The sequence below is a fragment of the Aeromonas sp. MTB genome (assembly GCF_056632455.1).
The window spans coordinates 2,852,843-2,879,552 of the sequence record NZ_CP147026.1 but is presented as its reverse complement, the minus strand read 5'-3'; the positions used below and the strand labels follow the sequence as shown (position 1 = coordinate 2,879,552).

The window sequence follows — 26,710 nt, the reverse complement described above, 5'->3', positions numbered from 1 at the left end:
CCGGTCTCCCGGGCCCAGTTTGCCGTCTTGTGCTAAGGCGGGTGTAGCAATAGGTTAATCATGAGTTTTGCCGATAGTTTGTTCTTTTTAATGCTGCTGGTTGGCGGCAGTGTGTTCTTCTCCCTCTCCGAGATCTCTCTCGCCGCGTCTCGCAAAATCAAATTGCAGGTGATGGCGGATGAAGGTAATCGCCAGGCCGAAAAGGTGCTGGCCCTGCAGGCCCAACCGGGCAACTTTTTCACTGTGGTGCAGATTGGCCTCAATACCGTCGCCATTCTGGGCGGTATCCTGGGTGAGTCTGCCCTCAACCCCGCCATCAAGGGGATTGTCTCCCAGTTCTACCAAGGGCCCTGGCTTGGCGAGATCAGCTCCGGTGCCTCCTTCGTGTTCGTCACCGGCATGTTTATCCTGATCGCCGACCTGATGCCCAAGCGTCTGGCCATGACCATGCCCGAGCAGATTGCCGTGGTGGTGGTGCGTCCCATGCTCTTCTTCGTCACCGTGTTGATGCCGCTGGTGTGGGTCTTCAACGGATTGGCGAACTCCCTGTTCCGTCTGATGCGCGTCTCCACGGTGCGTAACGACGAGATCACCTCCGACGATATCTATGCGGTGATGGATGCCGGTGCCGAGGCGGGGGTTATCCAGCGCGAGGAGCATCAGCTCATCGAGAACGTATTCGAGTTGCAGTCCCTTGGTGTCACCTCTGCCATGACGGCCCGCGAGAGCCTGATCTACTTCACCCTGCAAGAGAGTGAAGAGAGCATCAAGGCGAAGATCGCCGAACATCCCCACAACAAGTTTCTGGTCTGTGACCACAACCTCGACAGCATCAAGGGCTTTGTCGATGCCAAAGAGTTGCTGATCCGCGTTATCGGCGGCCAGAGCATCGACCTTATCGGTGGCAACCTGGTGCAGAACGTCATCATCATCCCCGATACCCTGAACCTCTATGAGGCGATGGAGTACTTCAAGAATCATCGTGGCGACTTTGCCGTGGTGATGAACGAGTACGCGCTGGTGGTGGGGATTGTCACCATGAACGACCTGATGAGCACCGTCATGGGTGAGTGGGCGACCCACGTGGTGGAAGAGCAGATCGTCCAGCGCGACGAGAACTCCTGGCTGGTGGACGGGGTCACCCCCATCTCCGACGTGATGCGCGCCTTCGATATCGAAGAGTTCCCCGAGAACCAGAACTACGAGACCATCGCCGGCTTTATCATGTATATGCTGCGCAAGATCCCCAAGCGCACTGACTCGGTCAAATACGCCGGTTACAAGTTCGAAGTGGTCGATATCGACAGTTACAAGATTGATCAGCTGCTGGTTACCCGGGTCGAACCGGCGGTGGCCGAGAAGCCAGCTCAGGAATCGTAAAAGGAGCGACATAAGAGTCATGAAGATGCAGTCTCATTCCCGTGCGCTGGCCTGTGTCGCGCTCGCCCTGGCACTGGGTGCCTGTAGTCAGAGTGCGCCGCGCAAAGCCACAGTGGTAGCCAAGCCGGTAACCCCCAAGCCTGCCGTGGTCGTGCCGCAGCCGGATCCCGATGCGGTGGTGCAAAGCGGCATTGCCGAGCCGAGCCCGGTCTTTGATGAGCAGTACCACGGCCCGGATCAGGGATCGCTGGAGTCGGTGACCGCCCTGTTTGCCCGTGGTTACATCGAGTCGGCCATGCGCGAGACCATGCTGGCGGCGGTGCACAACGACTATCCGCTGCTCGGCATGCGGGATGTGCGGTTGACCGATCCGGTCTCCAAATTCCTCACCTCCGAGCATGCGGCCACCACGGCCCATGACTACCTCTATGCAGGTGTACAGCGTCGCCTCGGTCGTCCGCTCAGCCCTGCCCAGTGGGAGCAGATCTGGCGCGGTTTGCCACAGCAGGGTCGGGTCTCCGACTGGGTCAAGCAGATCAAGCGAGTGCTGGCCGGGCGTTAAGCTGTCAGCGGATCAAGATAGTTATGAGGCCACCTTCGGGTGGCCTCTTGCATTTCTGCGTTTGCCTCGCCGTTTGCACGCTGATTTCTGCTGATACTGATTGCCGCCCGTGGCACTTTGTTTTATCTTGCTTTGGCCATCTAAACATCCATATGTTTTTATGGCTGCACAATAAAAGGGCTTCCCAGGATGAAGCAGTACGATCTGCAGCGATTCGATGCGAAACCGCAGATCAACAAAACAAACAGATAAATACGCAAATAAACAACGCACATAACTAAGAGACACGACAGATGAAAACCAGGGAATTGTGGGTGCTGGATGGGGGCATGGGGCGCGAGTTGGCACGGCGGGGGGCACCGTTTCGTCAACCCGAGTGGTCGGCGCTGGCCTTGATGGAGGCGCCAGAGACGGTGCGTGATGTGCATCAGGCCTATGTGGCGAGCGGTGCCCGGGTCATCACCACCAACAGCTATGCGCTGGTGCCGTTTCATATCGGCGATGAGCGTTTCTTTGCCGACGGGGAGGGGTTGGCAGCACTGGCTGGTCAGCTGGCCCGTGAGGTGGCTGACGCGCAGAAGGGCGCCGTGCAGGTGGCGGGTTCTCTGCCACCGCTGTTTGGCTCCTACCGTGCCGACCTGTTCAAGGCGGACCGGGTGAGCGAGCTGGCCACGCCGCTTATCCGGGCGCTATCCCCTTATGTGGATATCTGGTTGGCCGAGACCATGAGCCTGATTGCCGAGCCACTGGCCCTGAAAGCGCTGTTGCCTGACGATGGCAAGCCGTTATGGGTCTCCTTCACGCTGGAAGATGAGGCGCCTGGCAACGAACCGCGACTGCGTTCCGGCGAGCGGGTGGCCGATTCGGTTAGCGCGCTGGTGGCGGCCGGGGTCGATGCCATTCTGTTCAACTGCTGTCAGCCCGAGGTGATCGAGGGGGCCCTCGAGGTTGCTCGCGCCCGATTGCAGGCGCAGGGTCGCATCGACATCCGCCTCGGTGCTTACGCCAACGCCTTCCCGCCGCAACCCAAGGAGGCCACCGCCAACGATGGGCTGGACGAGATCCGCGCCGATCTGGGGCCGCTGGATTACCTTGGCTGGGCCGAGCGCTGGCGCGCGGCCGGGGCGAATTTGATCGGTGGTTGCTGCGGCATCGGCCCCGAGCATATTCAGGCGCTGAGCCGCCGGTTGCGCTAAGGAGCTTCCATGAAAGAGAGCAAGATCGGGCTCTGGTCCCTCACCGCGCTGGTGTTCAGCTCCATGGTGGGGGCGGGGATTTTTAGCCTGCCCCAGAACATGGCCGAGGTGGCAGGTGCCCGCGCCGTGCTGATCGGCTGGGGCGTGACGGGGGTGGGCATCCTTGCGCTCGCCATGAGTTTTCTCTATCTGTCGCGGTTAAGGCCGGATCTCGACGGCGGCATCTACAGCTACGCCCGCGCCGGTTTTGGCGATCTGGTGGGCTTTTTCTCCGCCTGGGGCTACTGGCTCTGTGCCACCATCGGCGTGGTGGGTTATCTGGTCATTGCCTTTGCGGCGCTGGGCAGTTTTATCGATACCCCCGAGCAGGTCTGGTTTGGTGAGGGCAACACTTTGGCGGCGTTTGTCGGCGAGTCCTGCATCCTCTGGGCGGTGCACCTGCTGGTGGCCCGCGGCGTGCAGCAGGCGGCGCTATTCAATCTGGTGGCGACCCTGGCCAAGAGCCTGCCGCTGCTGCTGTTTATTCTGTTTGCCTGCTACTTGTTCGATCCGGTCACCTTCGCGGCGGATCAGCAGGGCAGTAGCCTGGCGGAGCCGGTTTCCGAGCAGGTGCGCAATACCATGCTGATCACTCTCTGGGTCTTCACCGGTATCGAGGGGGCAGCGGTGCTGTCGGCCCGCGCCCGAAACCGGCGGGATGTGGGCACGGCCACCGTACTTGGGGTCGTGCTGGCGTTGCTGCTCTATGTGCTCATCTCGGTGCTGGCGCTGGGGATATTGAGTCGGCCCGAGCTGGCGGCGCTGCCCAACCCCTCCATGGCAGGGCTGATGGCCCAGATGACCGGCTCATGGGGCAAGCTGCTCATCAGCGTCGGCCTGATAGTCTCGGTGCTTGCCTCCTACGTGAGCTGGACCCTCTTCTCGGCGGAGGTGCCGTTCAGCGCGGCCCGCCACGGTGCGTTTCCCGCCATCTTCCGGCGCCAGAACCGCAACGGGACGCCTATCGCATCGCTCTGGCTCACCAGCCTGACGGTGCAGACTTGCCTGCTGCTGGTGTGGCTGCTCGGCAAGGGCTACACCAGTCTGCTGCTTATATCGACCTCGATGATTTTGGTGCCCTACCTGCTGATCGGCCTGTTCTTGCTCAAGCTCTCGTTCAGCAAGAAGGGTGAGGGCGGTCAGGGCCGCGGTCTGATGCGGGCGGTGGCACTGATGTCGAGCGGTTACGGCTTCTGGCTGCTCTATGCCGCCGGGGTGGAGTATCTGCTGCTGTCGTTGTTGCTCTACGGGCCGGGTCTGCTGCTGTTTCTCTACAGCCGTCGTCAGCTGGGCGCAGATCTTTGCCTGAGTGGTCGCGAGCGGCTGTTGGCCGGAGTGACCTTGCTGAGCCTGATCCCCGCCGTCTGGTCGTTTGCCCATCTCTGATATCGAAGATGTGATTGACCATAAAAGAGAGCGCCGCCGTGGCGCTCTCTTGTTATCAGGGACTGGTTATCAGGGGCTTGCTATCCGGGAGTTGCGATTCGGGGCGAAGGCTCAGCGGCTGGCAGGTCCGGCCGGTTTGCCAAACAGCACCGCGAGTTTTTGTCGCCAGGGTAGGCCACGGGCGTCACGCAGCATGTCGCGCCACTCGTGGAAGGTGAGAGTGAGGGGGTTGAAGCTGTGGAGCGGCTTGGTGATGCCAAAGCGACATGGCTCGGCCGGGTCTTCTTCCACAAAGGTGCCGAACAGCCGATCCCAGATGATCAGCACGCCGGCAAAGTTGCGGTCTATGTACTTGGCGTTGCTGGCGTGGTGCACCCTGTGGTGGGAGGGGGTGTTGAAGACCCACTCAAGCCAGCCGAGTTTGCCCACTACCTGGGTGTGGACGAAGAACTGGAAGCCCAGACTCAGCAGCACGGTGGCGACCACCGCCTCGGGCGGGAAGCCGATGACAATCATCGGGATCCAGAACAGCCACATGCCGGAGATGGGGTACATCAGGCTCTGGCGAAAGGCGGTGGAGAGATTGAGCCGCTCCGAGCTGTGATGCACCACATGGGAGGCCCACAGCCAGCGCACATGGTGGCTGGTGAAGTGGAACAGCCAGTAACAGAGATCCTGCAACAGGAACAGCAGTAGCACACTCCAGAAGGTGAGCTCGATATCGAACAGTCGCCAGCCCCAGAGGGTGTCATACAGATAAGCAATGGCGATGGCCGCCAGGGCATCGCCCCCTTGGTGCATCAGGGCCAGGGCTGCGTTGGCGAACAGATCCCGCCACTGGTAGGTGGCGGTGGGAAAGGCGGCGCCATGTTTGCGCAGGTAGAGCATCTCCCAGCCGACAAAGGCCAGAAAAACCGGGGAGAGGTAGAGCAAAAGCAGTTGCACATCCATATGCGGCCATCCATTCAGAGCAATTGCTCTCCAGCATAAAGGATGGCTTTAATATTTCATTAACATTTTTCTGCCAACGAAGAGATGGCATGAAATATGGCGCGGCAGCAGAGGAAGGCGCGGCGGATGGCTATGCTTGATGCAGGCTTTTTCAGGAGGTGCTGGCTTATGCGCGTCTGGTGTTGCTTGTTGCTGGGGTTGTGCATGATGGCGCACGCCAAGACCCGGGTCGAGATCCTGGCGGATGCCGCCTATCCCCCCTACTCCTGGCAGGAGGGGGAGGAGGTCAGGGGGATCTATGCCGACATTATCCGCGAGGTGACCACTGCCATGCCTGACTATGAGGTGGTGCTCAAGCCCATGCCGTGGCGGCGCGGTCTGAGCATGGTGGAACAGGGGACAGCCTTCGCTATTTTTCCACCTTACTACATGCCCGATACCCGTCCTTATATGTGGCCCTACTCCCAGCCGATGCTGGATGAAGAGCTGGTGGTGATGTGCGGCGCCAGTGTGGCAGCCAATACCCCGCAGGCCAGGTTTCCGCTCGACTATCACGGTTTGCGCTTTGGTATGAACGCCGGTTTTGCTGTCGGCGGCGATGCCTTTTGGCAGGCGGTAAAAGAGAAGCAGATCGACGTGGAGGAGGTGAAAAGCAATCGGGAGAACCTGCTCAAGATTGTCCGCGGCCGGGTCGATTGCACCATCAATGATCGCCTCTCCCTGCTCTATGAGTTGCTCAACATGATAAAGGCCGATCAGCTGGCGGTGGCCGATATGTCCCTGCTCAAACAGGGTCCGGTGCTCAGCAAGGAGCAGGGGTTTCTCGGCTATAGCCGCAAGGGGGAGTACCCCTACAAACAGGCCTTTATCGACCAATTTGACAAGGAGCTCTATCAGCTCAAAAAACGTGACGGGGTGAAAGTGATCGTGGAGCGCTATCTGGGAAAGTCCCCGCGCTGAGCCGATGAGAGGGGCACTCGGGTTCAGCTGGGTTGAGTATGCTCAGCGTGACACACAAGAAGAGGGACCTTGCGGTCCCTCTTCGTTTATCCAGCAGAGCGTGTTGGCTACAGCACCTGACTCAGGAACTGGCGCAGGCGTGGGGAGGGGGATTGTCGAAGAAGTCGGCCGGTTTTTCATCTACCAGCAGTTCGCCACTCTCCATAAAGAGCACCCGATCCGCCACCTCGCGGGCAAAGCCCATCTCGTGGGTCACCACCACCATGGTCATCCCTTCGCGGGCCAGCCCCTTCATCACATCCAGCACTTCCCCCACCATTTCGGGGTCCAGCGCACTGGTGGGCTCGTCAAACAGCATGATGCGCGGCTGCATGGCGAGCGCCCGGGCAATGGCTACCCGCTGTTGCTGACCGCCGGAGAGCTGGGACGGATAGCTGGCCGCTTTCACCGACAGCCCCACTTTCAGCAGCAGCGCCTTGGCTCTGTCTTCGGCCTCACGGCGTGACAGACCACGCACCTTCTGCGGGGCGAGGCAGATGTTATCCAGCACCGTCAGGTGGGGAAAGAGGTTGAAGGACTGGAACACCATACCTACCTCTTCCCGCAGCTTGTTGACATCGCCCGGCTCGGTCAGGCTGATGCCATCGACCACGATATTGCCGTCGTTGATGGTCTCCAGCTGGTTGAGGGTGCGCAGGAAGGTCGATTTGCCCGAGCCGCTGGGGCCGACGATCACCACCACTTCCCCTTCGGCCACCTCGGTGCTCACATTTTTCAGGGCATGCACTTCGCTGCCGTAGAACTTCTCAACGCCGGTCGCTTTGATGATGGGATCAGTTGCTGCGCGCATATTTCGCCTCCAGAAAACGAACCGGGAAGGCGAAGGGGGTGCCGGTGATGGCTGCACTTCTCGACGCCTGTTGCACCTTGATGATGGGATCAGTTACTGCGTGCATATTTCACCTCCAGAAAACGAACCGGGAAGGCGAAGAGGGTGTCGGTGATGGCTGCACTTCTCGACGCCTGTTGCACCTTGATGATGGGATCAGTTGCTGCGTGCATATTTCACCTCGAGACGGCGCACCAGGAAAGAGAGGGTGCCGGTGAGCACCAGATAGAGCAGGGCCACGGTGAACCACACCTCGAACGGGCTGAAGGTGGAGCTCACCACCTCGCGCCCCGCCTTGGTCAGATCGGTGATAGAGATGACCGAGACCAGCGAGGAGTCCTTGATCAGGTTGATGAATTGGCCCGCCAGCGGCGGCAGCACCCGCTTGAACGCCTGCGGCAGAATGACATAGCGCATGGTCTGGGCGGATGTCATACCCAGGCTGCGGCCCGCCTCCATCTGCCCCTTGTGGATGGAGCTGATACCGGCGCGGACGATCTCCGCCACATAGGCGCCGGTAAAGACCGCCAGTGCCGCGCCCCCGGCGGTGAAGCGGTCGAGGTTCAGCACGGTGCCGATAAAGAAGTAGACGATGAAGATCTGCACCAGCAGCGGCGTGCCGCGGATCAGCTCAACGTAGGTGACCGCCAGATTGCGCAGGGCGGGATTGGGGGAGAGACGCGCCAGCCCGGCCAGGGTGCCGAGCAGGATGGCGAAGATGCCCGCCACCAGCGAGAGCTTGACGGTGACCCAGACGCCCCAGGCGATGGGGCCTGCGGTCCAGCTCAGTTGGGTGTCGAGGGTATCGCCACGAAAAACGGTATCCCCTTCGGCGACTTGTACGCCGGTGCTGGCGATGGCTTGCCGCACATTGGGGTCGAGATCGTCTTGCAGGAACAGCTTGTCCTTCTCGGCCTCGCTGGTGCCCGCCATCACGGTGCCGTCAAATTCGGCGAGATTCTTCTGCTCCGCCTGATAGGCGATGTATTGGGGAATGCGTTCCCAGCGCCAGGTGTAATCCACAGACTGGACAGCCTTGTAGATGCCGAATACGGCAACCAGCAGCATCAGCAGGAAAACCCCATGCCAGAGCAGCTGATTGGGCTGTTTTTCCATCTGTCTTGTCGGTTTGGGTGTGTGCACAGTCACAACCTCTTCTCGTTATTGTGTGGGGAGCTGCGTGGTGCAGGGGCGGCAATGCGCCGCCCCCCGGAGGTTATTTGAGCTGGTTCAGCCAGGCGTTGGATTCGAACCACTTCTTGTAGAGACGGTCGTAGCTGCCATCGCCCTTGATCTGGCGCAAGTAGTTGTTGAACCAGTTGAGGGTGTCCTGATCTCCTTTGCGGATGGCCCAGGCCAGCGGCTCGAAGGTGAACGGCTTGTCGAGGTGTACCACGGCGCCCTGATTCTGGGAGGCGAAAATAGCGTTGTAGGGCAGGTCATAGACGAACGCATCGACCTTGCCGTTGATCACTTCCAGCTTGGCGTCATCCTGGGTTTCAAACTGCAGCAGGGTGGCTTTGGGGATCAGGCGCTTGACTGCCTGCTCGCCGGTGGTGCCGAGCTTGACCGCAATCTTGTATTTCGGGTCGTTGAGGTCGGTGAAGGATTTGATTTCGCCCGCCTTCTCTTTGCGCAGGACTATGGTCTGGCCGACCACGATGTAAGGATCGGCGAAGTTGACCCGCAGGTTGCGCTGGGGAGTGACGGTCATGCCGCCCATGATGACGTCGAACTTGTTGGTCAGCAGCGCCGGAATGATGCCATCCCAAGCTGTGTTGACGAATTCGACCTTCACGCCCATCTCTTTGGCGACCATCTTGGCGAGATCCACATCAAAGCCGATGTACTGGCCCTGCTTGTTGGTCATCTCGAAGGGTTGATAACCGGCGTCGAAGCCGACTCGCAGCACGCCGCGTTCGAGCACGGCATCCAGGGTGGACGTGGGGGCAGGTGTCGGGGCCGCCGTGGCGATCCCGCAAAACAGCAGGGTAGAAAGAATCAGTTTTTTGATCATAAGTGACGTCTCTGTCGGTGGTGTGTTCGGCCTTGAACCTGATCCCGTGCGACTCCGTGGCACAAGAGACTGCTGCATCCGGCAACAGGCAAGACAGGATGAATGTCTTGAGCGGGACAAAAGCCCCATATGAGATGCTATGAATAGTGGTTGAGTGAAAAATGTACCAAAAACAGATTGTGTCAGAAGACTCAACAGGTTAGAGACATTTATTGCTCATGGCTTCATTCATAAAATCACACGAAAACAACATATCTATCTAATTGAGTGGGTTCAAGCCCAAATTATCTCCAAGACATTTTGTTACAAAGTCAGGGCGCCGCTTGCGGCTCTTATTGAGTTATTGGGCTCCGTAAGAGGCTTTTTGTGGGGCTGATACGAATACGCATTGGTGGGATATCACACGCATTGCTCTGTTTGTCAGCAAACGAACGGGCTTTATTGTGAAAACCATCAAGTCGCACTGGGTCTTGGCAAACGCTTCTCATATACTCAGTTACCCTCTCTGCATGGCTTTGGTATGGACGCCTCACTACTGCTTAAGCTGGATATTTTTACCTTGATGATCATGGCCTTGTGTGGCTATTGTCTCGGTTTCCTCACTCTCACCATCATTCGCGTTACCCACAACGATATTCCCGGCGTCGGGGTCTGGTGGTGGTCCAGTCTGTTTGCCATGCTGGGTCAGGCGGGATTTGCCAGTCTGCTGCTGACACCCACCCCCTATGGCTCCTGGGTGGGCAATGTCTTCCTGATTTTTCATGTGTCGTTATTGCTGGTCGCCCAACGCTGTTTCTTCCGTCAATCGCCGGGCTGGCCTGTCTGCTGGGGATTCATCCTGCTGTTTGCCGCCGTCATGACCTGGTCGGTCGCCATCGATGGCCGGATTGCGGTACGGGTGATGATCAGCAGCGCCACCTTCCTCATGCTCAGTACGCTCATCATCTGGCAGCTCTGGCGTCACGGTCGACCCGATTATCAGGTGGCGGTCTGGGTGCTGATTGGCCTCAATCTGGTGCTGATTGCCATGACCCTGATGCGGATATTTACCGTGTGGGGCGAGGTGATCGAAAGCCCGTTCCAGCGTCAGTTGTTCAACGTGTTGCCCTATGTCTCCATGCTGGTGGGTAGCTCCATACTCACCTTCGGGGTGTTGCTGCTCTGTAACCAGCACCGGGCGCTGGAGCTGCGCTATCAGGCCAGTCATGACCCGCTGACCGGGTTACTCAATCGCCGTGGTTTTATGGAGCGTCTGGCTCGGGGACGCCCTGCACAGCAGGGGGCGCTGGTGGTGCTCGATCTGGATGACTTCAAGCAGATCAACGATCGGCATGGTCATGAGGTGGGGGATCGGGTGCTGGAGCGGGTCGGGTTGGCACTGCGTGAGCTGGAGGGAGTATTGGCCAGTCGCTTTGGGGGCGAGGAGTTTGTGCTGCTGTTTCGCCATGCCACCGCAGAGGAGGCGATCGCCCGTTGTCAGTCACTGCGGGTTCAGCTTGCGGCCTGCGAGGTAGAGGGGATCCATATCACCGTCAGCATGGGGGTCGCTCACTGGCAGGGGGAGTGGCACTTTGACAGCCTGTTCAGCCGTGCGGATGACGCTCTCTATCGGGCCAAGCGGGAAGGAAAAAACCGGGTCTGTCAGGCGGCCTGATGCAGGAATAGGTTCAGGAATAAAATCAGGGCGCGGTGATCCGCGCTCTGATTGTTTCTGTTTGCCGGATATAGCTTGTCAGCTGCCACCCGCTACTCTGCATTCGCTTGAGTGGTTCTCGGTGCCTGCGCCTTGAGAAAGGGAAGCAGCAGCAGGGCCGAGACGCCCGCCGCCACCGAGATCACCACGAAGAAGCCGTTCCAGTGCCAGATCTCCATCACCTTGGCCAGCGGATAGCCTGACAGCGCCGCCCCCATGTAGGCAAACAGGCCGACAAAGCCGGTAGCCGCCCCCGCCGAATTTTTGTGGGAGCACTCCGCCGCCGCCATGCCGATCAGCATCTGCGGGCCAAACACGAAAAAGCCGATGGTAAAGAAGCAGGCCGCCTGCATCACATAGCTGAAGAAGGGCATCAGCCAGAGCGATCCCACCGCCAGCAGGATCCCCACCGCAAAGATCAGGTTCATCGGGCCACGGTTGCCGTTGAACAGCTTGTCCGATCCCCAGCCCGCCACCAGGGCGCCGATAAAGCCCCCCACCTCGAACATGGAGATGGCCGAGTTGGCGCTCATCAGATTGAAGCCGCGCTGCTCGGTCATGTAGAGATTGCCCCAGTCATTGATGGCGGTGCGCACCACATAGACCAGCACGTAACAGCAGGCGAGCAGCCAGATATAGGGGTTGCCCAGCACATATTTGCGCAGGATCTGGCGATGGGAGAGCCCCGCATCCTGGGTCTGCTGGGCCAGCTCCATCGCATCCTTGCGCCACTCGCCCACTGTTGGCAATCCCATGGCGCTCGGGGTATCCCGCAGTCGCCAGCAGAGGAACAATCCCGCGATGATGGCGATAAGGCCGGGCACTATCATGCCGTAGCGCCAGCCATGTTGCAGAGCGATGGTGCTGACGATAAGGGGAATGAGCGCGCCGCCGACGTTGTGGGCGGTGTTCCAGGCCGACCACCAGACCCCGCGCTCGGTGCGCGAATACCAGCTGGTGAGCAGCTTGGAGCAGGGGGGCCACCCCCAGCCCTGGAAGAAGGCGTTGGCGACCCAGAGGGCGGCAAACATCCAGAGTGCCGACGAGAGGCCGAACAGGATATTGATAACGCCGGTGGCCATCAGTCCGACACCCATGAAGTAGCGCGGGTTGGCGCGGTCACTGATGATGCCGGAGAAGAACTTGGAGCAGCCGTAGGTGATGTAGAACAGGGTCCAGAGCATGCCGATATCGGACTTGTCCAGCATGCCGCTCGCCAGCATGTCCGGCATGGCGAAGTTGAAGCTCTTGCGGGTGAAGTAGAAGACCGCGTAGCCCAGATACATGGTCAGCAGCAGGTGCAGCCGCCAGTGGCGATAGGTGGCATCGATCTCGGCCTGATCCCGGATAAGGGGCCGGGGCGGCGCGCTTCTCATAAAACTCAGCACAGGCAGGCCCTCTGGTGGTGATTAGCCATGACTCTCCTCCCGTCTGCGAGTGGGAAGGTTGACCGTCAGCTGGGTGCCGTGGATGCAGGAGAGTTGCAGACTGCCCCCGAGGGCCTGTACCCGCTCGCGAATACCGAGCAGGCCATAGCCCTGCTGCGGGCGGCTTTCCGGCAGACCGCGGCCATCATCTTCCAGCACCAGTTGCAACAGCTCGCCGCTGGCACGGGCGCGAATGGTGACCGAGTGGGCGTTGGCATGTTTGACCACGTTGTTGAGCCCCTCCTGACAGACCCGAAACAGGGTGACCCGCTGGGCATCGGAGAGATCCCCATCCGCCAGCTGCCACTCCAGACGGGTGACGATGCCGTGACGTTCCAGTTCCAGTTCTCTGAGCAGTGCCCGTACCGCCTGTTCCAGAGTCATGTCGTCGAGCTGGCGCGGGCGCAGCCGCCCGAGAAGACCGCGCACCGCGTCGTAGATCCCGAGCGACAGCGTGTCGATCAGGGCGCTGCTCTGACCCACCCCGGCATTATCGGGGGCGAGGCGGCGCACTATTCCAGCCTGGGTACGAATGGCGGTGATGGTCTGGCCGATGTCGTCGTGCAGCTCGCGCGCCACCTCCTTGCGGATGCTCTCCTCGGTCTCCAGCAGCCGCTCGGTGAGCTGGCGATTGTGGGCGAGCTGGCGGGTCAGCGCCTGATTGAGTTCGCGCTGGCGCTGGATCCCGGCACCCAGCAGCAGGCCGGTGAGGCTCTGGGCCAGCAGGGAGAGCAGCAGATCGAGGGGGTGATCGTGCCAGGCCTGACTGGCCAGCAGAGCGATGGTGTTCATCAGGGTGGCGAGCAGCGCCCCTTGCCAGCCGTAGCGCCACGCCATGGCGATGATGGGGATGGCGAGACAAAACGGGGTAAAGCGCACCAGCGAGTTGGGCAATCCCAGTTGCAGCCAGAGGCTCAATACGAACAGCAGCAGATACCAGACCAGATGGCGAAAGCGCCACTCTACCGGCTGATCCACCAGCGCAGGCCCCAGCGGCACCCAAGTGGCGCGGGTGAGGTAGTGCCAGATCAGCATGCAGGTGGAGGTCAGCGTCAGCCCGCCGGTCAGGCTGAGCAGCAGGGCCGAGAGGCCATCTTCCCCGGCCAGATGCCAGAGCAGGGCTTGCAGCAGCGCCGCCGCCGTGACGGTGGCGAGCAGCAGCAACAGTTGCTGCCAGTCGTTGCGCACCTGTTGGCGACGGGCAATGAACAGCGGTAGCAGGGTCAGCAGACTGCCCGCGACCAGCCAAGGCCAGTGGGGCAGCCCCACCTCCAGATTGAGCCAGTAGAGCAGCAGCCCTTCGCACAGCAACAGCGGCGGCCAGTAGTGGCCGGGACTTTGCAGCAGCAACCCGAGGCGCAGGCCGAAGGGGAACAGCAGCACAGCCAGCGCCGGGCCGCCCGCCAGATGCAGGCTGATGCTCCAGAGACAAAACCAGCCGGCGGCAAAGATGAAGCAGGCCGCCAGCGCGATGGCGACATAGCTGGCAAGACGGGAGATCACCAGCTATCCAGCATGCGGTGGGCCAGCTCGACGTTGTTGCTGACCTTGAGCTTGTCCATCAGGTTGGCGCGATGGACGTGAACCGTCTTGGGGGAGAGTCCAAGCTGCTCGGCGATGGCTTTCACCTCCAGCCCCTGTGCCAGCAACTGGGCAATCTCCCGCTCCCGATTGGTGAGGGGATCCTGGCTGCTGCTGGCCAGCTTCTGGGCGATGTCCGGCGTCAGATAACACCCCCCCTGGGCGGCGGTGCGCACGGCAGCGATCAGCTCGTCCGGACTGCAGCGCTTGGAGAGAAATCCCTTGGCACCGGTCTGCAGTGCCTGCTCGATGAGGGCGGGGCTGTCGTGTACCGAGAGCATCACCACCGCCAGACCGGAGGGGAGCTGCTTGAGCAGATCCAGTCCCGATTGGTCGGGCATCGAGATGTCGCAGACGCAGACTCGCGCCCCGCTGCCGGGCAGGCCGGCAAGGGCGTCGCTGGCGGAGCCGAATTCGGCGACCACCTGCAGGTCTGGCTCCAGATTGAGCAGTTGGGCAAAACCGGATCGGACGATCTGGTGATCGTCGATGAGGGCAATTTTTATCATGATGTCAGCCTGAAATTCGGTGCGTCATGACCATGACGCGGCCAACAAGATACCTGCCCCCCGAGTCAGGCTCAAGCAGCAGCAGGAAAAGGGGCTAAAAACCGGGGGGCAAGGTGCGCAAAGCTTGATCGGGATCAGCTGGCAAGGGCGAGCAAGCGGGCTGATCAACAGGGGGATGACCAGCCCGGGGGACTCAGCGGTGCAGCTCGCCGGCGCGCTCCGGCTGATAGACCACTTCCAGAATTTCTACCTCGATGGTGCGACCGGCCGGGCCCGGCCAGGCGATGCTGTCGCCCACTTTCAGGCCGAGCAGGGCGCTGCCTACCGGCGCCAGTACCGAGATGTTGCTCTCGTCGCCCTTGGCATCGCGCGGGTAGACCAGGGTGAGGCAGAACTCGTTGCCGCTGCTCTGCATCTTGAAGCGCACCTTGCTGTTCATGGTGACCACGTCCGGCGGCATGTCGGCCGGTTCGCGGATCTCGGCGCGGTCCAGCTCCTCTTGCAGGGCCAGATGCTGCGGGTGGTTGCCAAGCAGTTGCTCAATACGGTCCAGATCAAGGCTGGAGATAACCAGATGAGGTTGTTTCATAAGATATTCCTTATCAATAGCGGATAGGCCCATACCGGCGGGTGCAGGTTGGCCATCACACAGGGTGTTACAAAAATGGATTCAACAGGTTCAATCGATTGAAAATGCCATGCCCCCAAGCGACTCGCGGCCGAAGGAGCGAGGCGGGGGCTCAGCAGGGTGTGAGCAAATGCGAGGAAATAGCGAGTATTTTCATAGGCCTACCATAACCATTCTGGCCGGCCTTGGCAACCGCGATTGAGTGACTACTCAGGAGCCTGATAGTTGTACTGACGGATGATCCGCGCCAGTGTGCCATCATGGCGCATCTCGTCTATCACGGCTTGCCAGCGCTGCGCCTGTTTGAAGGGGAAATCCTTGTGAGCGGCCAGGAACAGTTGGGTGTTCATCAACACTTCCCCGCGAACCAGCTGTTGTGATGAGCGTTTGTCTTGTTGTTGGGCATACAGGATGACATTCCATGCGGCGACCCAGGCATCAATGCGACCGCGATGGAGTTTATGAGCGTTTAGTTGCTCATCTGCCACTGTCTCTCCCCGGATCCCGATGCGTTGCTTGAGTAGGTGTTGACCAAACGAGTAGCGCAGCACGCCCACATCAAGGTTTTTCAAATCGCTGCTTTTCAGTGCTTTTGGGTGAAACCGGCGATCGCTGACGATCAAAAACTGCTCATCGAGGATGGGCGTTACCCACTGATAGAGGTGCTCTCGCTGACTGCTTCGCACGGGCGGTATCATCAATACATCGGGGCGATGAATTGTCTGGGTCAGTGCACGTGGAAGCGGCATCAACTCGATGGTGAGCGGTTCTTTAAGGCGTCGAGCAGCTTCTTCCATGATTTCGATACCCACACCGCTGGGTTTACCATGGGAGGACTGAATGACGTAAGGAGGCAGCTCGGCCGCCACCAGCACAATAGCCTGGGCACCGGTGTTCACCAGCAATAACAGCAGGGTCAAAAAGGGCAGGCAGAGAGCGCGCATCAAGGTCGTGAGCCAGAGTCGAATATGCAGAGTGTAACATTCCTGCCTGCGTTGTCGTTGTGCCCGCTGAGGGGTTGGGATCTCAGTCGAAGAAATCCCGCAGATCGCGTACTTCGTAATCAGCGAGTTGCTGCCAGGGGAGCTGAGCAGGCAGCTTGCGCAGGGTCACCTCCATCCGGTAGCTGCGATAGCCATCGAGGCTGGCCGACTCGACCACCAGCGGGATCTGCCACTGACTCGACCAGAGAATGCGGGTTCGTTGCTGCCCTTCGCGCTTTTCATACCAGCGGGCCTGCTCGGGGGCTGCCTCATCCAGTGGAGTCATCCCCTCGATCAGCGCCGGGTTGACGAGATGGCGGATCCGCAGCCAGTCGGGCTTGAAGGCCACCTGGCCATACTCTTCCACCGGCACTTCAACCAGCTGGTTGTGCCAGCTGTCGGCATAGCGCAGCTGAAGTTCACCCTCATCACTGCGACTGACCCAGCGGGCCGCCATCTGGTGGGTAAAGTGCTTGTGGCCGGGCGTGGCGTCGTGAGTGGCATGATAGGCACGGGCAAGGGGGAGGGGAATGAGCCGCTGGCTCCACACCTGATTGCCCACGCGCAGCCACTTCTCTTGCCAGACACTCTCTCTGGCGATGCCATCGCTGCCGGTGTTCCGGTCGTGATAGCTGATCCGGGCGGCGAGATCCGGGGGTGTGTCGTCAGCATGCAGAGGGAAGGCGAGGGTGCTGCCAAGCAGCCATAACGAAAGCAAAAGTCGCATCATCATCTGTCGCTCGAAAGAGCCGGGGCCCGGGCCGCTGAGTCAATTGCTCAGATGCACCCGGGCCCCTGCTGCTTACAGGCCGAGCGCCTCCCGCAGTTTGCCAAACACCTTGGTGTTATCCAATGTGCCTTTGAAGCGGTTGCTGCCGGCGCCATCGGCAAACAGCATCACATCGCCGCCGCCGTGGGTTTCCGATGTCAGTTTGACACCGGTCTCCTGCAGATAGTCATTGGCCATCACCTGATCGCTGGTGAGGACGGGGCGTACATCGGGGCGGTTGGGGCCGTTACCGAACACCAGGGTGGTGAAGGGCTTGCCATCCACATCGTTCTGGGTCGAGCCATCGCCATTTTTCACCAGATCCAGCACCGGATTGCCCTTGGCGGAGTAGCCGTTAATGGTCATGGTGTGGTCATGGTCGGCGGTGACCACGATCAGGGTATTGCTGAGATCCACTTTACCCAGCGCCGTCTTGACCGCCTCATCCAGAGCCACTGCGTCGGTGAGCGAGCGCTTGGCATTGGTACCGTGCAGGGCGTGATCGATCCGGCCGCCTTCTACCATCAGGAAATAACCCTGACTGTTCTTGCTCAGCAGGTCGATCGCCTTGGCGGTCATCTCGGAGAGGGACGGCTGGGTATTGGCAGCCCCCTTGGCGACCCGATCCAGCTCGTAGTCGAGGTGGGATTTGCTGCTGAACAGACCGAGCACCTTGCCACTGGTGACCTTGGCCAGTTCACTTTGGGTGGTGACATAGCTGTATCCCTTTGCCTTCATCTCGGCGGTCAGGTCGCGGTTGTCATTGCGACCGCCCTTGTTGCTGGCGCTGTAGGGAGTCCAGTGGTTGGCACCACCGCCCATCAGCACATCGACCCCATCTCCCAGCGCCTGGTTGAAACCTGCGCCTCCCGGAACAGCTTGTGCAGCGATGTCATAAGCGGCATCCCGATGGCAGATGTGGGCGTAGGTAGCCGCCGGGGTCGCGTGGGTCAGCTCGGTGGTAGTGACGGCCCCGACCGATTTGCCTGCCGCCTTGGCCAGCTCCAGGATGGTGGGCACCGGCTTGCCGTTATCGCTGCTGCAATTGTTGACGGTTTTGTTGCCATTGACGTCTTTGCCGGGGGCGACGGCTTTGGTGTCGCTGCTCATGGCGATCACCTCGTTGTTCATCTTGACCCCGGTGGTGTAGGCCGCCATGGAGGGGGCCGAGTCGGTGGTCTGGGCATCGTTGGAGAAGGTCTTGATGCGGGCACTGCGCGGCAGTTTCATCATCTCCAGATTGCCCTCTTCTCCCACCTTGAACAGGCGGGTGGCGGTGAGCACGGTAGGCCCCATGCCATCACCGATAAAGAGAATGACGTTTTTGGCATCACCGGCCTGTGCCTGGGAGGTTGCGCCCAGCGCACTGAACAGGGCGGCGCAGACCAGCGTGTGCTTGATGGATGTGTTCATCTGTTTGCTCATGAAAGTGCTCCTTACAGCTTGGCCGCAGCCTTGATCTTGCCGAACACGGCGGTGTTATCGAGAGAGCCATGGAAGCTGTCAGCCCCCTTGCCGATGGCGCCGAGGAAGACATCGGTGCCGCCGTGGGTCTCGTTGCCGATCTCGCCCACCTTGACCACCACTTCCTGGTGGTAGTCATTGGCGGAGACGGTGGCATCGTCGAGTGGGGCGACGCTGCTGCGCGGGCCATCCACCCGGTTGTAGCCGTTGCCAAAACCTATGATGGTGTAGGGCATGCCCTCGCTATCCTTGCTTGGCTCGCCAGTCTCGTAGTTCTTCACCAGCCCAAGTACGCCGGGATTGTCGGCGGTGGTCTTGCCGGTGCGCTTGGCATAGCCGTTGAGCACGAGCGTATGGTCGTGGTCGGCGGTGACCACGATCAGGGTGTTTTTCAGCTCGGGGTCGCTCTTTTTCACCTCGTCGATGGCGGCCTTGATGGCGTTGTCGAAGGCGATGGTGTCCTGCAGCGCCCGCTTGGCGTTGGTGTCGTGCAGGGCGTGGTCGATGCGACCCCCTTCCACCATCAGGAAGTAACCCTTCTCTTTGCCCTTGAGCTGCTTGATGGCGGCCAGGGTCATCTGGGCCAGTGACGGCTCGCTGGCGGGGCGGTCCAGGTCATATTTCATGTGACTGGAACCAAACAGGCCCAGCAGCGGCTTGCCCGTATCGGCCTTGTTCAGCTCATCCAGATTGCTGGCAAACTGGTAGCCCTTGGCCTGCATTTCGCTGATGAGGTTGCGGCCATCTTCCCGCTTGCCCTTGTCGGCTTTGGGCAGGAAGAAGCTGCTGCCGCCACCGAGCACCACATCCAGCCCCTCCTTGAGGGCGCTGTTGTAGCCTTTGCCGCCCGGTACCAGCTGGACGGCGATATCTGCCTCCAGATCCCGGTTGCAGATATGGGCATAGGTAGCCGCAGGGGTGGCGTGGGTTACCCGGGTGCTGGTTACCACACCGGTGCCGCGGCCATCGGCTTTGGCCAGCTCCAGCAGGGTAGTCACTGGCTTGCCGGCGCTCTTGCTGCAGTCGCTCTCATAGGTGGCATCGCCGTCCATGCTGATGACGCCGTTGTTGCTCTTGACCCCGGTCATGTAGGCCGCCATGGAGGGGGCCGAGTCAGTGACCTGGGCATCGTGGGAGAAGGTCTTGATAAAGGCCGTCTCTGGCAGGGTATCGATGGTGAGATCACCCTCTTCGCCGACACCGTAGATGCGGGCTGCCGTCAGGGTGTTGAGGCCCATGCCGTCACCGAGGAAGAAGATGACGTTGGTGGGTTGGGCTGCGGGCTTGGTCGCCACCGTGTCATTGTCTGATTTGCAGCCGGCAGCCAGGGCGGCGCCGATCATCACTGCAAGTCCTGCCATTTTTCTCATTGGGGTTCGCTCCTTGTAAAACCTGAGCGCAGCCTAGAGGGGGCAGATGACACTTTTACTGACTATCGGTGACGGTTGTGTGAAAAAGTGATGAAAATGTTACACTATATCAATGTGTTATCTATCAATTGAGCCAGTTGGTCCGGCCGCTTCCGGCAAGGTTGCTCCGCCTCGGCGGTTTGCTGATTTGATGAGGTGATGGTTAGAATGACCTGTCAAAAGAGGCCCGCAGCAGGTAAAATGCGCCCCCTTCGTTCGATGCCCGCGGCAGAGCGCCTGTTGTTCCATGCGCGCGCCCGCAGCCCCCACAGAGAGTAACGGATATGTCCATCAACTGGTTCCCCGGTCACATGCACAAGGCCCGCAAAGAGATTGCCGAGGTCATGCCCCAGGTCGATGTGATCATCGAGATGCTCGATGCCCGCATCCCCTTCTCCAGCGAAAACCCGCTGGTGCCCGAGCTGCGTGGTGATACCCCGGTGATCAAGGTGCTGAACAAGGCGGATCTGGCCGATCCGGCGATCACCGAGCTGTGGGTGGCGCACATGGAAAAAGAGAAGGGGATCAAGGCGCTGCCGCTGACGCAACAAGAGCCGGAGAAGATCAAGCAACTGCTGACCCTCTGCCACGAGATGCTGCCGGAACGCAATTTTGAGCTGCGCGGCGTGCGGGCGATGATCATGGGGATCCCCAACGTGGGCAAGTCCACTCTGATCAATACCCTGGCGGGGCGCATCATCGCCCGTACCGGCAACGAGGCGGGGGTGACCAAGTCCCAGCAGCGGATCAAGCTGGATAACAACGTTATCCTGACCGATACCCCAGGTTTCCTCTGGCCCAAGCTCAACCCGCCCTCCTGTGGTTATCGTCTGGCCATCACAGCGGCCATTAAAGACACTGTGTTCGACTATGCCGATATCGCCATGTTCGCCGCTGACTACTTCATCAAGGCCTATCCGGAGCGGATCAAGGCGCGCTACCAGATTGACGCGTTGCCCGAGACCGAGATCGAGCTGCTAGAGATGATCGCCCGCCAGCGGGCGTTTATGCGCAAAGGGGGGCTGGCCGACCTGCACAAGGCGTCAGAGATCCTGATTAACGAGTTCCGCTCCGGTTTGCTTGGCCGCATCTCGCTGGAGACGCCGGAGATGGTGAGCGTCGAGATTGTCGAAGCCGCCGCAGAAGCCGAGCAAAAAGCCAAAGAGAAGGCCGAGCGGGAAGAGGAGCGTCAGGCTCGCGCCCGTCGCAAGTACGCCCGCAAGCGTCAGAAATAGTTATCCTCAGGCGTCCCGAGCTTGCCTGACTGCGAGCGAGCTTGTGTGACCCTGATGACGAAACACGAAGAGGCGACCCCAAGGGTCGCCTCTTCTGTCTTATCTGGTGAAATGCCGCCCACTCTGATGGGGTGTGCGTGCTATAAAGCCATGCCATCAGCCAAAACGGTGGCGAGCCGTCTCAAACAGCGACATATGAAGCGGGATCAGCTGTTGCCAGTCGCGGCGATAGCCGCCACCGGGCATCGCCGCGATGGGCAACCCATGCTTGATTGCACAGTCAAATACCATGGCATCGCGTAGGCGAACCCCTTCATCGCTTAGGGAGAGATAACCAAGCTCGTCGGCATGATGCACATCGACGCCCGCCTGATAGAGGATGAGATCCGGCGAATAGAGGCGCAGTGCCAGTGATAGCGCCTGTTGCAGTGTGGTGAGATAGGCATCGTCCGTCATGCCGCTTGGCAGCGGAAAGTCGAGGTGAGAGGCGGCTTTGTGATGGGGAAAGTTGTGCTCCCCATGGAGGGAGAGGGTGATGATATCGCGCCTTCCGGCGCACAGGGCCGCACTGCCATCTCCCTGATGCACATCGAGATCGACGATCAGCACCTGTTCACAGCGCCCCTCGTCGAGGCAAGTCTGGGCGGCAATCACCAGATCGTTGAACAGACAAAAACCGCTGCCGTGATCCCGATGGGCGTGGTGGTAGCCACCGGAGATCTGCAAGCCGCAGCCCTGCTCAAGTGCATAGCGGCTGGCGGCAACGGTGGCACCCACCGAGCGCAAGGTGCGCTCTATCAGCATGGGTGACCAGGGAAAACCGATCTTGCGGATGGCGCGATCTTCAAGCTGGCCGCTCAAGGCCGCCGCGACATAATCGGCATCGTGTATGCGACAGATTTGCTCCCGGGTAGCGGCGGGCGCTTCGCCAAGGGGGTAACCCTGCACCTGCAGGCGTTCAAACAGCCCTTGATACTTGGCCAGCGGGAAGCGATGGCGCTCGGGTAGCGTCAGGGAGGAGTAGAGGGGGTGATAGAAAATGCGCAACGACATGGTGCCATTCTCCCTGGCAAGGTGGCGCTTTCTATATATGAAATCAGCAGATGAATCCATATATGTACTCCCTATATAAAGGGGAAGTGGCAGCGCATAAATCAAGACGCGTCGTGAGTTAGACCGCAGGATATGGAATGGAAAAGGGGAGCTTGGCTCCCCTTTCAGTCAATCACTCAGCCCGGCTTATTGCTGCTGGATAACCCAGATCTGGAAGGCTTTGCGGGTTTCCGCATCGGCCTTGTTGTACCAGTTTTGCAACTGGGTCAGCGCTTCCGGATTGCTTTGAGCCTTGCTGGGGGCAACCTGAACCGGTGCGCTGGCGGCAGCCATCACGGCAGCAGAAGAAACGGCCACTGCTTTGGGCTGGTTGAAGGCTTTGCCCATGTTGATCAGCTCTTGCTGATAGTCACGGGTCAGCTGGAAGCCCTCTACTTTCGGCATCACGAACTGTTCGCTACTCACTTGCTGACCACTGACCTTGTCTTTCAGCGCCACTTTCTGCTCTTTGACAAACTGCTTGGCTTCGGCTTCGTTGCGGGGCTTTTTATAGTCCAGCACCAGCTGCTGATTGTCGGCGGCGGTGAAGTTCAGCACCAGCGGCTCTGCGGTGACCAGCTTGATTTCGTTACGGCTGGAGTAGTTGCCTTCAAAGGCGACGACCAACTGGTGTTTGCCAGCAGAGAGGGGGAAGGTGCTGGTTTTGTCGAGCAGCTTGGGGTTGATGGATTGACCATCGATCAGCTGGACGACATACGGGGTGGTCACTTCCAATTGGGCATCAGCAAGGGCGCTACCGGCCCACAACAGACCAGCCAGCGCCGGTACCAGAACAGTCAGTTTCATTTCATCTCCTTGAACAGTCAGGCGATTGCCCACTGAAAACAGGGGCTCATTTTTACAGGTTTGGCCTACTGCGGCAATGGCTCTTTCTGGTGGTCGATGTTCGCGCGGCTGTCAGTTTGTTTATCAATAGCGGCCGGCTTATTTACTCGATCCGCCGTGTAAACGGGGGGAGGGCGTCGAGCAGCCCCTTGCCATAACGTTTGGTCAGCAGGCGGCGGTCCAGAATGGTGACCCGTCCCCGATCAGCCTCTTTGCGGATGAGGCGGCCACAGGCCTGGATAAGCTTGCGCGATGCCTCCGGCACTGTCAGTTGCAGGAAAGGGTTGCCGCCTCGCTGCTCCACCCACTCGGCGGTGGCCTCCTCGACCGGCGAGTTGGGCACGGCAAAGGGGAGTTTGGTGATCACCAGATTGGTAAGGTAGTGACCCGGCAGATCCAGCCCTTCCGAGAAGCTGCCGGTACCAAACAGAATGCTGGCCTGACCGCCATCGCATTTCTGTTTGTGCAGGGTGAGCAGGGCATTGCGGGAGGCTTCCCCCTGCACCAGCAGTGACAGCCCCTTGGCTCGCAAGCCAACGGCCACCTCATTCATCTGGCGGTAGGAGGAGAAGAGCACCAGACTCGCCTCCTTGCCCGCCAGAATACGTGGCAGCACGCTGATGAGTTCGTTGGTAAAGGCCGGCGAGTTGGGTTCGTGCTCCATCTTGGGCAGATAGAGCTCGGCTTTCTGATAGTCAAAGGGTGAGCGCAGGCGCAGATAGCGGGTACCGTCGTGCTCCTTGAGCCCCACCTGATGGCGAAAATAACTAAAGGAAGAGAGTGCTGTGAGGGTCGCGGAGACCAGCACGGCCCCCAAACATTTCGACCAGAGCCACTCCTCCAGCAGATAGCCCACTTCAATCGGTGAGGCGTGCAGCCAGATATCGCCGTCATCGCTCTTGGCCATCCAGCGGGCGAGCGGGGTTTTGCCGGTCGGCACATGGCGCCCCAGCATCTCCCAGAGGGCGCAGAAACTCTCCAGCCGCTGCAGATGAAAACCGCTCTCTGCCAGCAGGGGTTCGGCCTCCTTGCGGCGGATCTCGCCATCTTTCAGCGCTTCACCTATGGCCCCCTGCATCCGATCCAGCGCCCGCAGCGCCTTCTTGCTCGACTCCTTGAGATTCTCTGCCAGCATGGGCAGGGGATCCGGCAATACCCCTTCGGCGAAGCGGTAGTGAGGTTCACTGCCAAACAGCCGATCGTTGGCGCTGAGCCACTGCTCGACAGCCTTCAGATCAGGCTGGATGGAGGCCAGTGCATCCTGCAGTTTGAGTTGGGGGTCGAGCAGGCTCTCCTTATTAAGAGTCCGCGCCAGCTTGCCTGCACTTTGTACCAGCTTCTCCAGCCAGCGACGTGAGCCTTTGACGCTGGCCGACGCCGCGCCGTGATCCCGGGCGATGGTGGGCAGGTGATGGGCCTCATCCAGCACATAGATGCACTCATCAGGGGGCGGCAGAATGATGCCGCCGCCCATGGTGAGATCGGAGAGCAGCAGCGCATGGTTGACGACCAGCACATCGGCGCTCTCCATGTCGTTGCGGGCGCGATGAAAGGGGCAGTGCTGGTGATGGCTCAGCGCCTTGTTGCAGGTGTGGCGGTCGGCGGCGATGCGATCCCAGCAAGTGTCGGGAATGGGCTCCGGCCAGTTGTCCCGATCCCCGTCCCACTTGCCATTGGTGTAGGCCTGCCACAGAGCCTGGTAGCGATCTTTGTCGCTGTCAGATGGTTTGGATTTACTCAGACTGCCAAAGTCGAGCTCGAAGTTGGCCATCTCGGCGCCACTGGCTGCCTGCTCCAGCAGATGCTCGCAGCAGTAGCGCTGACGCCCCTTGACCAGCATAAAGCGAAACGACAGCTCGCTGTGGCGGTGGTAAAAAGGAAGGTCTTTGTGGATCAGCTGCTCTTGCAGGGCCACTGTGGCGGTGGAGATCACCAGCTTTTTCTGGGTGAGCCGTGCCACCGGGATGGCACCCTGCGCATAGGAGAGGGATTTGCCGATACCGGTGCCCGCTTCGGCCACCAGGATCCGGCGCTGCTTGTCGTACTCGCCGGTCAGGGTTTTGGCTATCTCTGCCACCAGAAAGTTCTGCTCTTTGCGCGGCACAAAACCGGGTAATCCATCCGAAATCTGGCGATAGGTTTGACGAATGGTGGCTTTAAGGCGAGTAGAGAGCATGAAGAGAAGGCCAGTTAGGGGTTAATCGAAGGACAAGGATACCCGCAACCCCTTGGTGAGGTCGAGGCAACTGCCATTATCACGGCTGTTTTACGCTGATCAGACCACTTTGGTTGTTTATCAGGTAGTTAGCGTTATTTGCATGCAAAATAGACTATTTGAGTCCAAATAATCAGCAGGATTCATTGTAAACGTTTTCCTTTTGCCTTGCCGTTAGGTGAGACTTGGCTCACATTTTTGCCTCCATGACTATGGTTTCCGTAAAAAGTTCCAAGTTTTTTCATTGCGGTTCAAAAAATCCGGTGCTAGTCTCGGCGGCATAGTGATGCAAAGAACATCGCTAACACAGGGAATAACAACAACTTAGTGTTTAATTACAGTAGGCATTGGAAACTATGAAAAAGACAATTCTGGCTATTGCTATTCCGGCTCTGTTTGCATCCGCCGCTAACGCCGCAGTGATCTATGACAAAGACGGCACCACTTTCGACGTATACGGCCGTGTACAGGCTAACTACTACGGCGAAGCTAACGACAAATCAGCAGAACTGGTTGGTGCAACCCGTCTGGGCTGGTCTGGTAAAGTAGCTCTGAACAACACCTGGTCTGCCATTGCTAAAACCGAGTGGCAAGTAGCTGCTGAAAACTCTGGTAGCAACACCAGCGACATCGATCCGCGTCACATCTATGCCGGTTTTGATGGTTCCCAGTACGGTAAAATCATCTTCGGTCAGACCGATACCGCTTTCTACGACGTACTCGAGCCGACCGATATTTTCAACGAGTGGGGCGATGCCGGTAACTTCTATGATGGTCGTCAAGAAGGTCAAATCATCTACTCCAACACCTTCGGTGGTTTCAAAGGTAAAGTTTCCTACCAAACCAACGATGATGTAGCGGTCAAAATCACTGACGTTGGTCAGAAGATCAAAGAAGACGCTATTTGGGGTAAAGACGTTAAGCGTAAGAAAGCTTACGGCGTAGCTGCTGGTTATGACTTTGACTTCGGTCTGGGCTTCAATGCCGGTTATGCCTACTCCGACCTGCAAAACAAAGTTAATGGTCAGACTGGTAAGAAAGACGAGTGGGCTGTTGGTGCACACTACGCAATCAATGGTTTCTACTTTGCTGGTGTTTACACTGAAGGCGAAGTGAAGAACAAGAGCCTGGGTATGAAAGATGACGGCCGTGGTTACGAGCTGGCTGCTTCTTACAACGTAGACGCTTGGACCTTCCTGGCTGGCTACAACTTCAAAGAAGGCAAGGCCAACGCTCAAGCTGCCGGTTCTACTTACAAGGATCTGGTTGACGAGACCCTGCTGGGTGTTCAGTATGCCTTCACTCCGAAGCTGAAAGCTTACACCGAGTACAAGATCCAGGGCATCGACAAGCAAGATGACGAGTGGACTGTTGCTCTGCAGTACAACTTCTAATAAGTTGCACATGAGTAATATCCTGGCTTGAGTCTTTGACCAAGCAACGAATGGCCGAGATGATATCTCGGCCATTTTCTTTTTG

At 59.3% G+C, this 26,710-nt stretch carries 24 protein-coding genes and 1 pseudogene; 8 read left to right on the top strand and 17 right to left on the bottom strand.

The features are described from left to right. The first annotated feature begins 60 nt into the window (after window positions 1-60). The 4 genes from paeA (at window position 61) to WBR25_RS13180 (ending at window position 4,563) form a co-directional block, all read left to right on the top strand. Complete coding sequence (paeA, locus tag WBR25_RS13195; RefSeq protein WP_005334094.1) at window positions 61-1,380, top strand: polyamine export protein PaeA; 1,320 nt, start codon at window positions 61-63, stop codon at window positions 1,378-1,380. A 19-nt stretch (window positions 1,381-1,399) separates the two neighbouring features. Continuing rightward, window positions 1,400-1,942 (top strand): hypothetical protein, encoded by a 543-nt coding sequence (locus WBR25_RS13190; RefSeq protein WP_164979981.1) that lies wholly within the window; start codon window positions 1,400-1,402, stop codon window positions 1,940-1,942. 293 nt (window positions 1,943-2,235) lie between these two features. Then, window positions 2,236-3,138: a homocysteine S-methyltransferase family protein gene (locus WBR25_RS13185; RefSeq protein ID WP_479748207.1), complete on the top strand. Its 903-nt coding sequence runs from the start codon at window positions 2,236-2,238 to the stop codon at window positions 3,136-3,138. 9 nt (window positions 3,139-3,147) lie between these two features. Then, the gene (locus WBR25_RS13180) at window positions 3,148-4,563 is read left to right on the top strand and encodes a basic amino acid/polyamine antiporter (RefSeq protein WP_479748206.1); all 1,416 of its coding nucleotides are present in this window, start codon (window positions 3,148-3,150) and stop codon (window positions 4,561-4,563) included. Window positions 4,564-4,674: 111 nt separating this feature from the next. Here the strand turns inward: WBR25_RS13180 and WBR25_RS13175 are convergent, their stop codons facing one another. Next, window positions 4,675-5,514 carry a sterol desaturase family protein gene (locus WBR25_RS13175; RefSeq protein ID WP_129504295.1) on the bottom strand — a complete coding sequence of 280 codons (840 nt, stop codon included), beginning with the start codon at window positions 5,512-5,514 and terminating at the stop codon, window positions 4,675-4,677. A 168-nt stretch (window positions 5,515-5,682) separates the two neighbouring features. On the opposite strand from WBR25_RS13175, the gene WBR25_RS13170 reads away from it, so the two are divergent. Then, complete coding sequence (locus tag WBR25_RS13170; protein WP_429134816.1) at window positions 5,683-6,474, top strand: substrate-binding periplasmic protein; 792 nt, start codon at window positions 5,683-5,685, stop codon at window positions 6,472-6,474. 107 nt (window positions 6,475-6,581) lie between these two features. Here the strand turns inward: WBR25_RS13170 and WBR25_RS13165 are convergent. The 5 genes and pseudogenes from WBR25_RS13165 to WBR25_RS13145 all read right to left on the bottom strand — a co-directional run bounded on the left by WBR25_RS13165 (window position 6,582) and on the right by WBR25_RS13145 (window position 9,380). Then, window positions 6,582-7,324 (bottom strand): annotated as a pseudogene (locus WBR25_RS13165) (amino acid ABC transporter ATP-binding protein). Further along, on the bottom strand, window positions 7,308-7,430 hold the full coding sequence (locus tag WBR25_RS13160) for a hypothetical protein (protein WP_019445266.1): 123 nt from the start codon (window positions 7,428-7,430) through the stop codon (window positions 7,308-7,310). The pseudogene WBR25_RS13165 and the gene WBR25_RS13160 overlap by 17 nt, the downstream one beginning before the upstream one ends. After that, window positions 7,414-7,536: a hypothetical protein gene (locus tag WBR25_RS13155; RefSeq protein WP_005350727.1), complete on the bottom strand. Its 123-nt coding sequence runs from the start codon at window positions 7,534-7,536 to the stop codon at window positions 7,414-7,416. Before WBR25_RS13155 ends, WBR25_RS13160 begins: the two co-directional genes overlap by 17 nt. Further along, complete coding sequence (locus tag WBR25_RS13150; RefSeq protein WP_479748203.1) at window positions 7,520-8,479, bottom strand: amino acid ABC transporter permease; 960 nt, start codon at window positions 8,477-8,479, stop codon at window positions 7,520-7,522. Before WBR25_RS13150 ends, WBR25_RS13155 begins: the two co-directional genes overlap by 17 nt. Window positions 8,480-8,579: 100 nt before the next feature. Continuing rightward, on the bottom strand, window positions 8,580-9,380 hold the full coding sequence (locus tag WBR25_RS13145; protein WP_005334079.1) for a transporter substrate-binding domain-containing protein: 801 nt from the start codon (window positions 9,378-9,380) through the stop codon (window positions 8,580-8,582). Window positions 9,381-9,900: 520 nt separating this feature from the next. Here WBR25_RS13145 and WBR25_RS13140 point away from each other — a divergent pair. Then, window positions 9,901-11,034 carry a GGDEF domain-containing protein gene (locus WBR25_RS13140; protein ID WP_479748201.1) on the top strand — a complete coding sequence of 378 codons (1,134 nt, stop codon included), beginning with the start codon at window positions 9,901-9,903 and terminating at the stop codon, window positions 11,032-11,034. Window positions 11,035-11,126: 92 nt separating this feature from the next. Here the strand turns inward: WBR25_RS13140 and uhpC are convergent, their stop codons facing one another. The 8 genes from uhpC to WBR25_RS13100 all read right to left on the bottom strand — a co-directional run bounded on the left by uhpC (window position 11,127) and on the right by WBR25_RS13100 (window position 19,804). Beyond that, window positions 11,127-12,461, bottom strand: coding sequence for an MFS transporter (uhpC, locus tag WBR25_RS13135; RefSeq protein WP_227273415.1), 1,335 nt, complete (start codon window positions 12,459-12,461; stop codon window positions 11,127-11,129). A gap of 21 nt (window positions 12,462-12,482) precedes the next feature. After that, complete coding sequence (gene uhpB / locus WBR25_RS13130; protein WP_479748198.1) at window positions 12,483-14,003, bottom strand: signal transduction histidine-protein kinase/phosphatase UhpB; 1,521 nt, start codon at window positions 14,001-14,003, stop codon at window positions 12,483-12,485. Then, on the bottom strand, window positions 14,000-14,590 hold the full coding sequence (uhpA, locus tag WBR25_RS13125; RefSeq protein WP_479748196.1) for a response regulator transcription factor UhpA: 591 nt from the start codon (window positions 14,588-14,590) through the stop codon (window positions 14,000-14,002). The genes uhpB and uhpA overlap by 4 nt, the downstream gene beginning before the upstream one ends. Before the next feature lie 193 nt (window positions 14,591-14,783). Further along, window positions 14,784-15,179, bottom strand: a complete 396-nt coding sequence (rnk, locus tag WBR25_RS13120; RefSeq protein ID WP_005334070.1) for a nucleoside diphosphate kinase regulator — start codon at window positions 15,177-15,179, stop codon at window positions 14,784-14,786. Window positions 15,180-15,424: 245 nt separating this feature from the next. Then, window positions 15,425-16,162 (bottom strand): substrate-binding periplasmic protein, encoded by a 738-nt coding sequence (locus WBR25_RS13115; protein ID WP_201906335.1) that lies wholly within the window; start codon window positions 16,160-16,162, stop codon window positions 15,425-15,427. 82 nt (window positions 16,163-16,244) lie between these two features. Continuing rightward, window positions 16,245-16,931, bottom strand: coding sequence for a hypothetical protein (locus WBR25_RS13110; RefSeq protein ID WP_201906334.1), 687 nt, complete (start codon window positions 16,929-16,931; stop codon window positions 16,245-16,247). Window positions 16,932-17,003: 72 nt separating this feature from the next. Continuing rightward, the gene (locus tag WBR25_RS13105) at window positions 17,004-18,395 is read right to left on the bottom strand and encodes an alkaline phosphatase (protein WP_201906314.1); all 1,392 of its coding nucleotides are present in this window, start codon (window positions 18,393-18,395) and stop codon (window positions 17,004-17,006) included. Window positions 18,396-18,406: 11 nt separating this feature from the next. Continuing rightward, entirely contained in the window at window positions 18,407-19,804 is a 1,398-nt protein-coding gene (locus tag WBR25_RS13100) for an alkaline phosphatase (protein ID WP_201936673.1), read from the bottom strand. Between the two features lie 323 nt (window positions 19,805-20,127). Between WBR25_RS13100 and ylqF the strand changes: the two genes are divergently transcribed. Beyond that, the gene (ylqF, locus tag WBR25_RS13095; protein ID WP_479748193.1) at window positions 20,128-21,078 is read left to right on the top strand and encodes a ribosome biogenesis GTPase YlqF; all 951 of its coding nucleotides are present in this window, start codon (window positions 20,128-20,130) and stop codon (window positions 21,076-21,078) included. A 156-nt stretch (window positions 21,079-21,234) separates the two neighbouring features. Here the strand turns inward: ylqF and WBR25_RS13090 are convergent, their stop codons facing one another. The 3 genes from WBR25_RS13090 to dinG all read right to left on the bottom strand — a co-directional run bounded on the left by WBR25_RS13090 (window position 21,235) and on the right by dinG (window position 25,192). Next, a complete protein-coding gene (locus WBR25_RS13090; RefSeq protein WP_279498081.1) occupies window positions 21,235-22,131 on the bottom strand; it encodes a histone deacetylase family protein in 897 nt (298 codons plus the stop codon). Between the two features lie 186 nt (window positions 22,132-22,317). Continuing rightward, window positions 22,318-22,977, bottom strand: coding sequence for a YccT family protein (locus WBR25_RS13085; RefSeq protein ID WP_058056075.1), 660 nt, complete (start codon window positions 22,975-22,977; stop codon window positions 22,318-22,320). 142 nt (window positions 22,978-23,119) lie between these two features. Then, the gene (gene dinG, locus WBR25_RS13080) at window positions 23,120-25,192 is read right to left on the bottom strand and encodes an ATP-dependent DNA helicase DinG (RefSeq protein ID WP_267511277.1); all 2,073 of its coding nucleotides are present in this window, start codon (window positions 25,190-25,192) and stop codon (window positions 23,120-23,122) included. A gap of 395 nt (window positions 25,193-25,587) precedes the next feature. Here dinG and WBR25_RS13075 point away from each other — a divergent pair, with 395 nt between their 5' ends. Further along, window positions 25,588-26,625, top strand: a complete 1,038-nt coding sequence (locus WBR25_RS13075) for a porin (RefSeq protein WP_064336762.1) — start codon at window positions 25,588-25,590, stop codon at window positions 26,623-26,625. Window positions 26,626-26,710 lie beyond the last annotated feature (85 nt).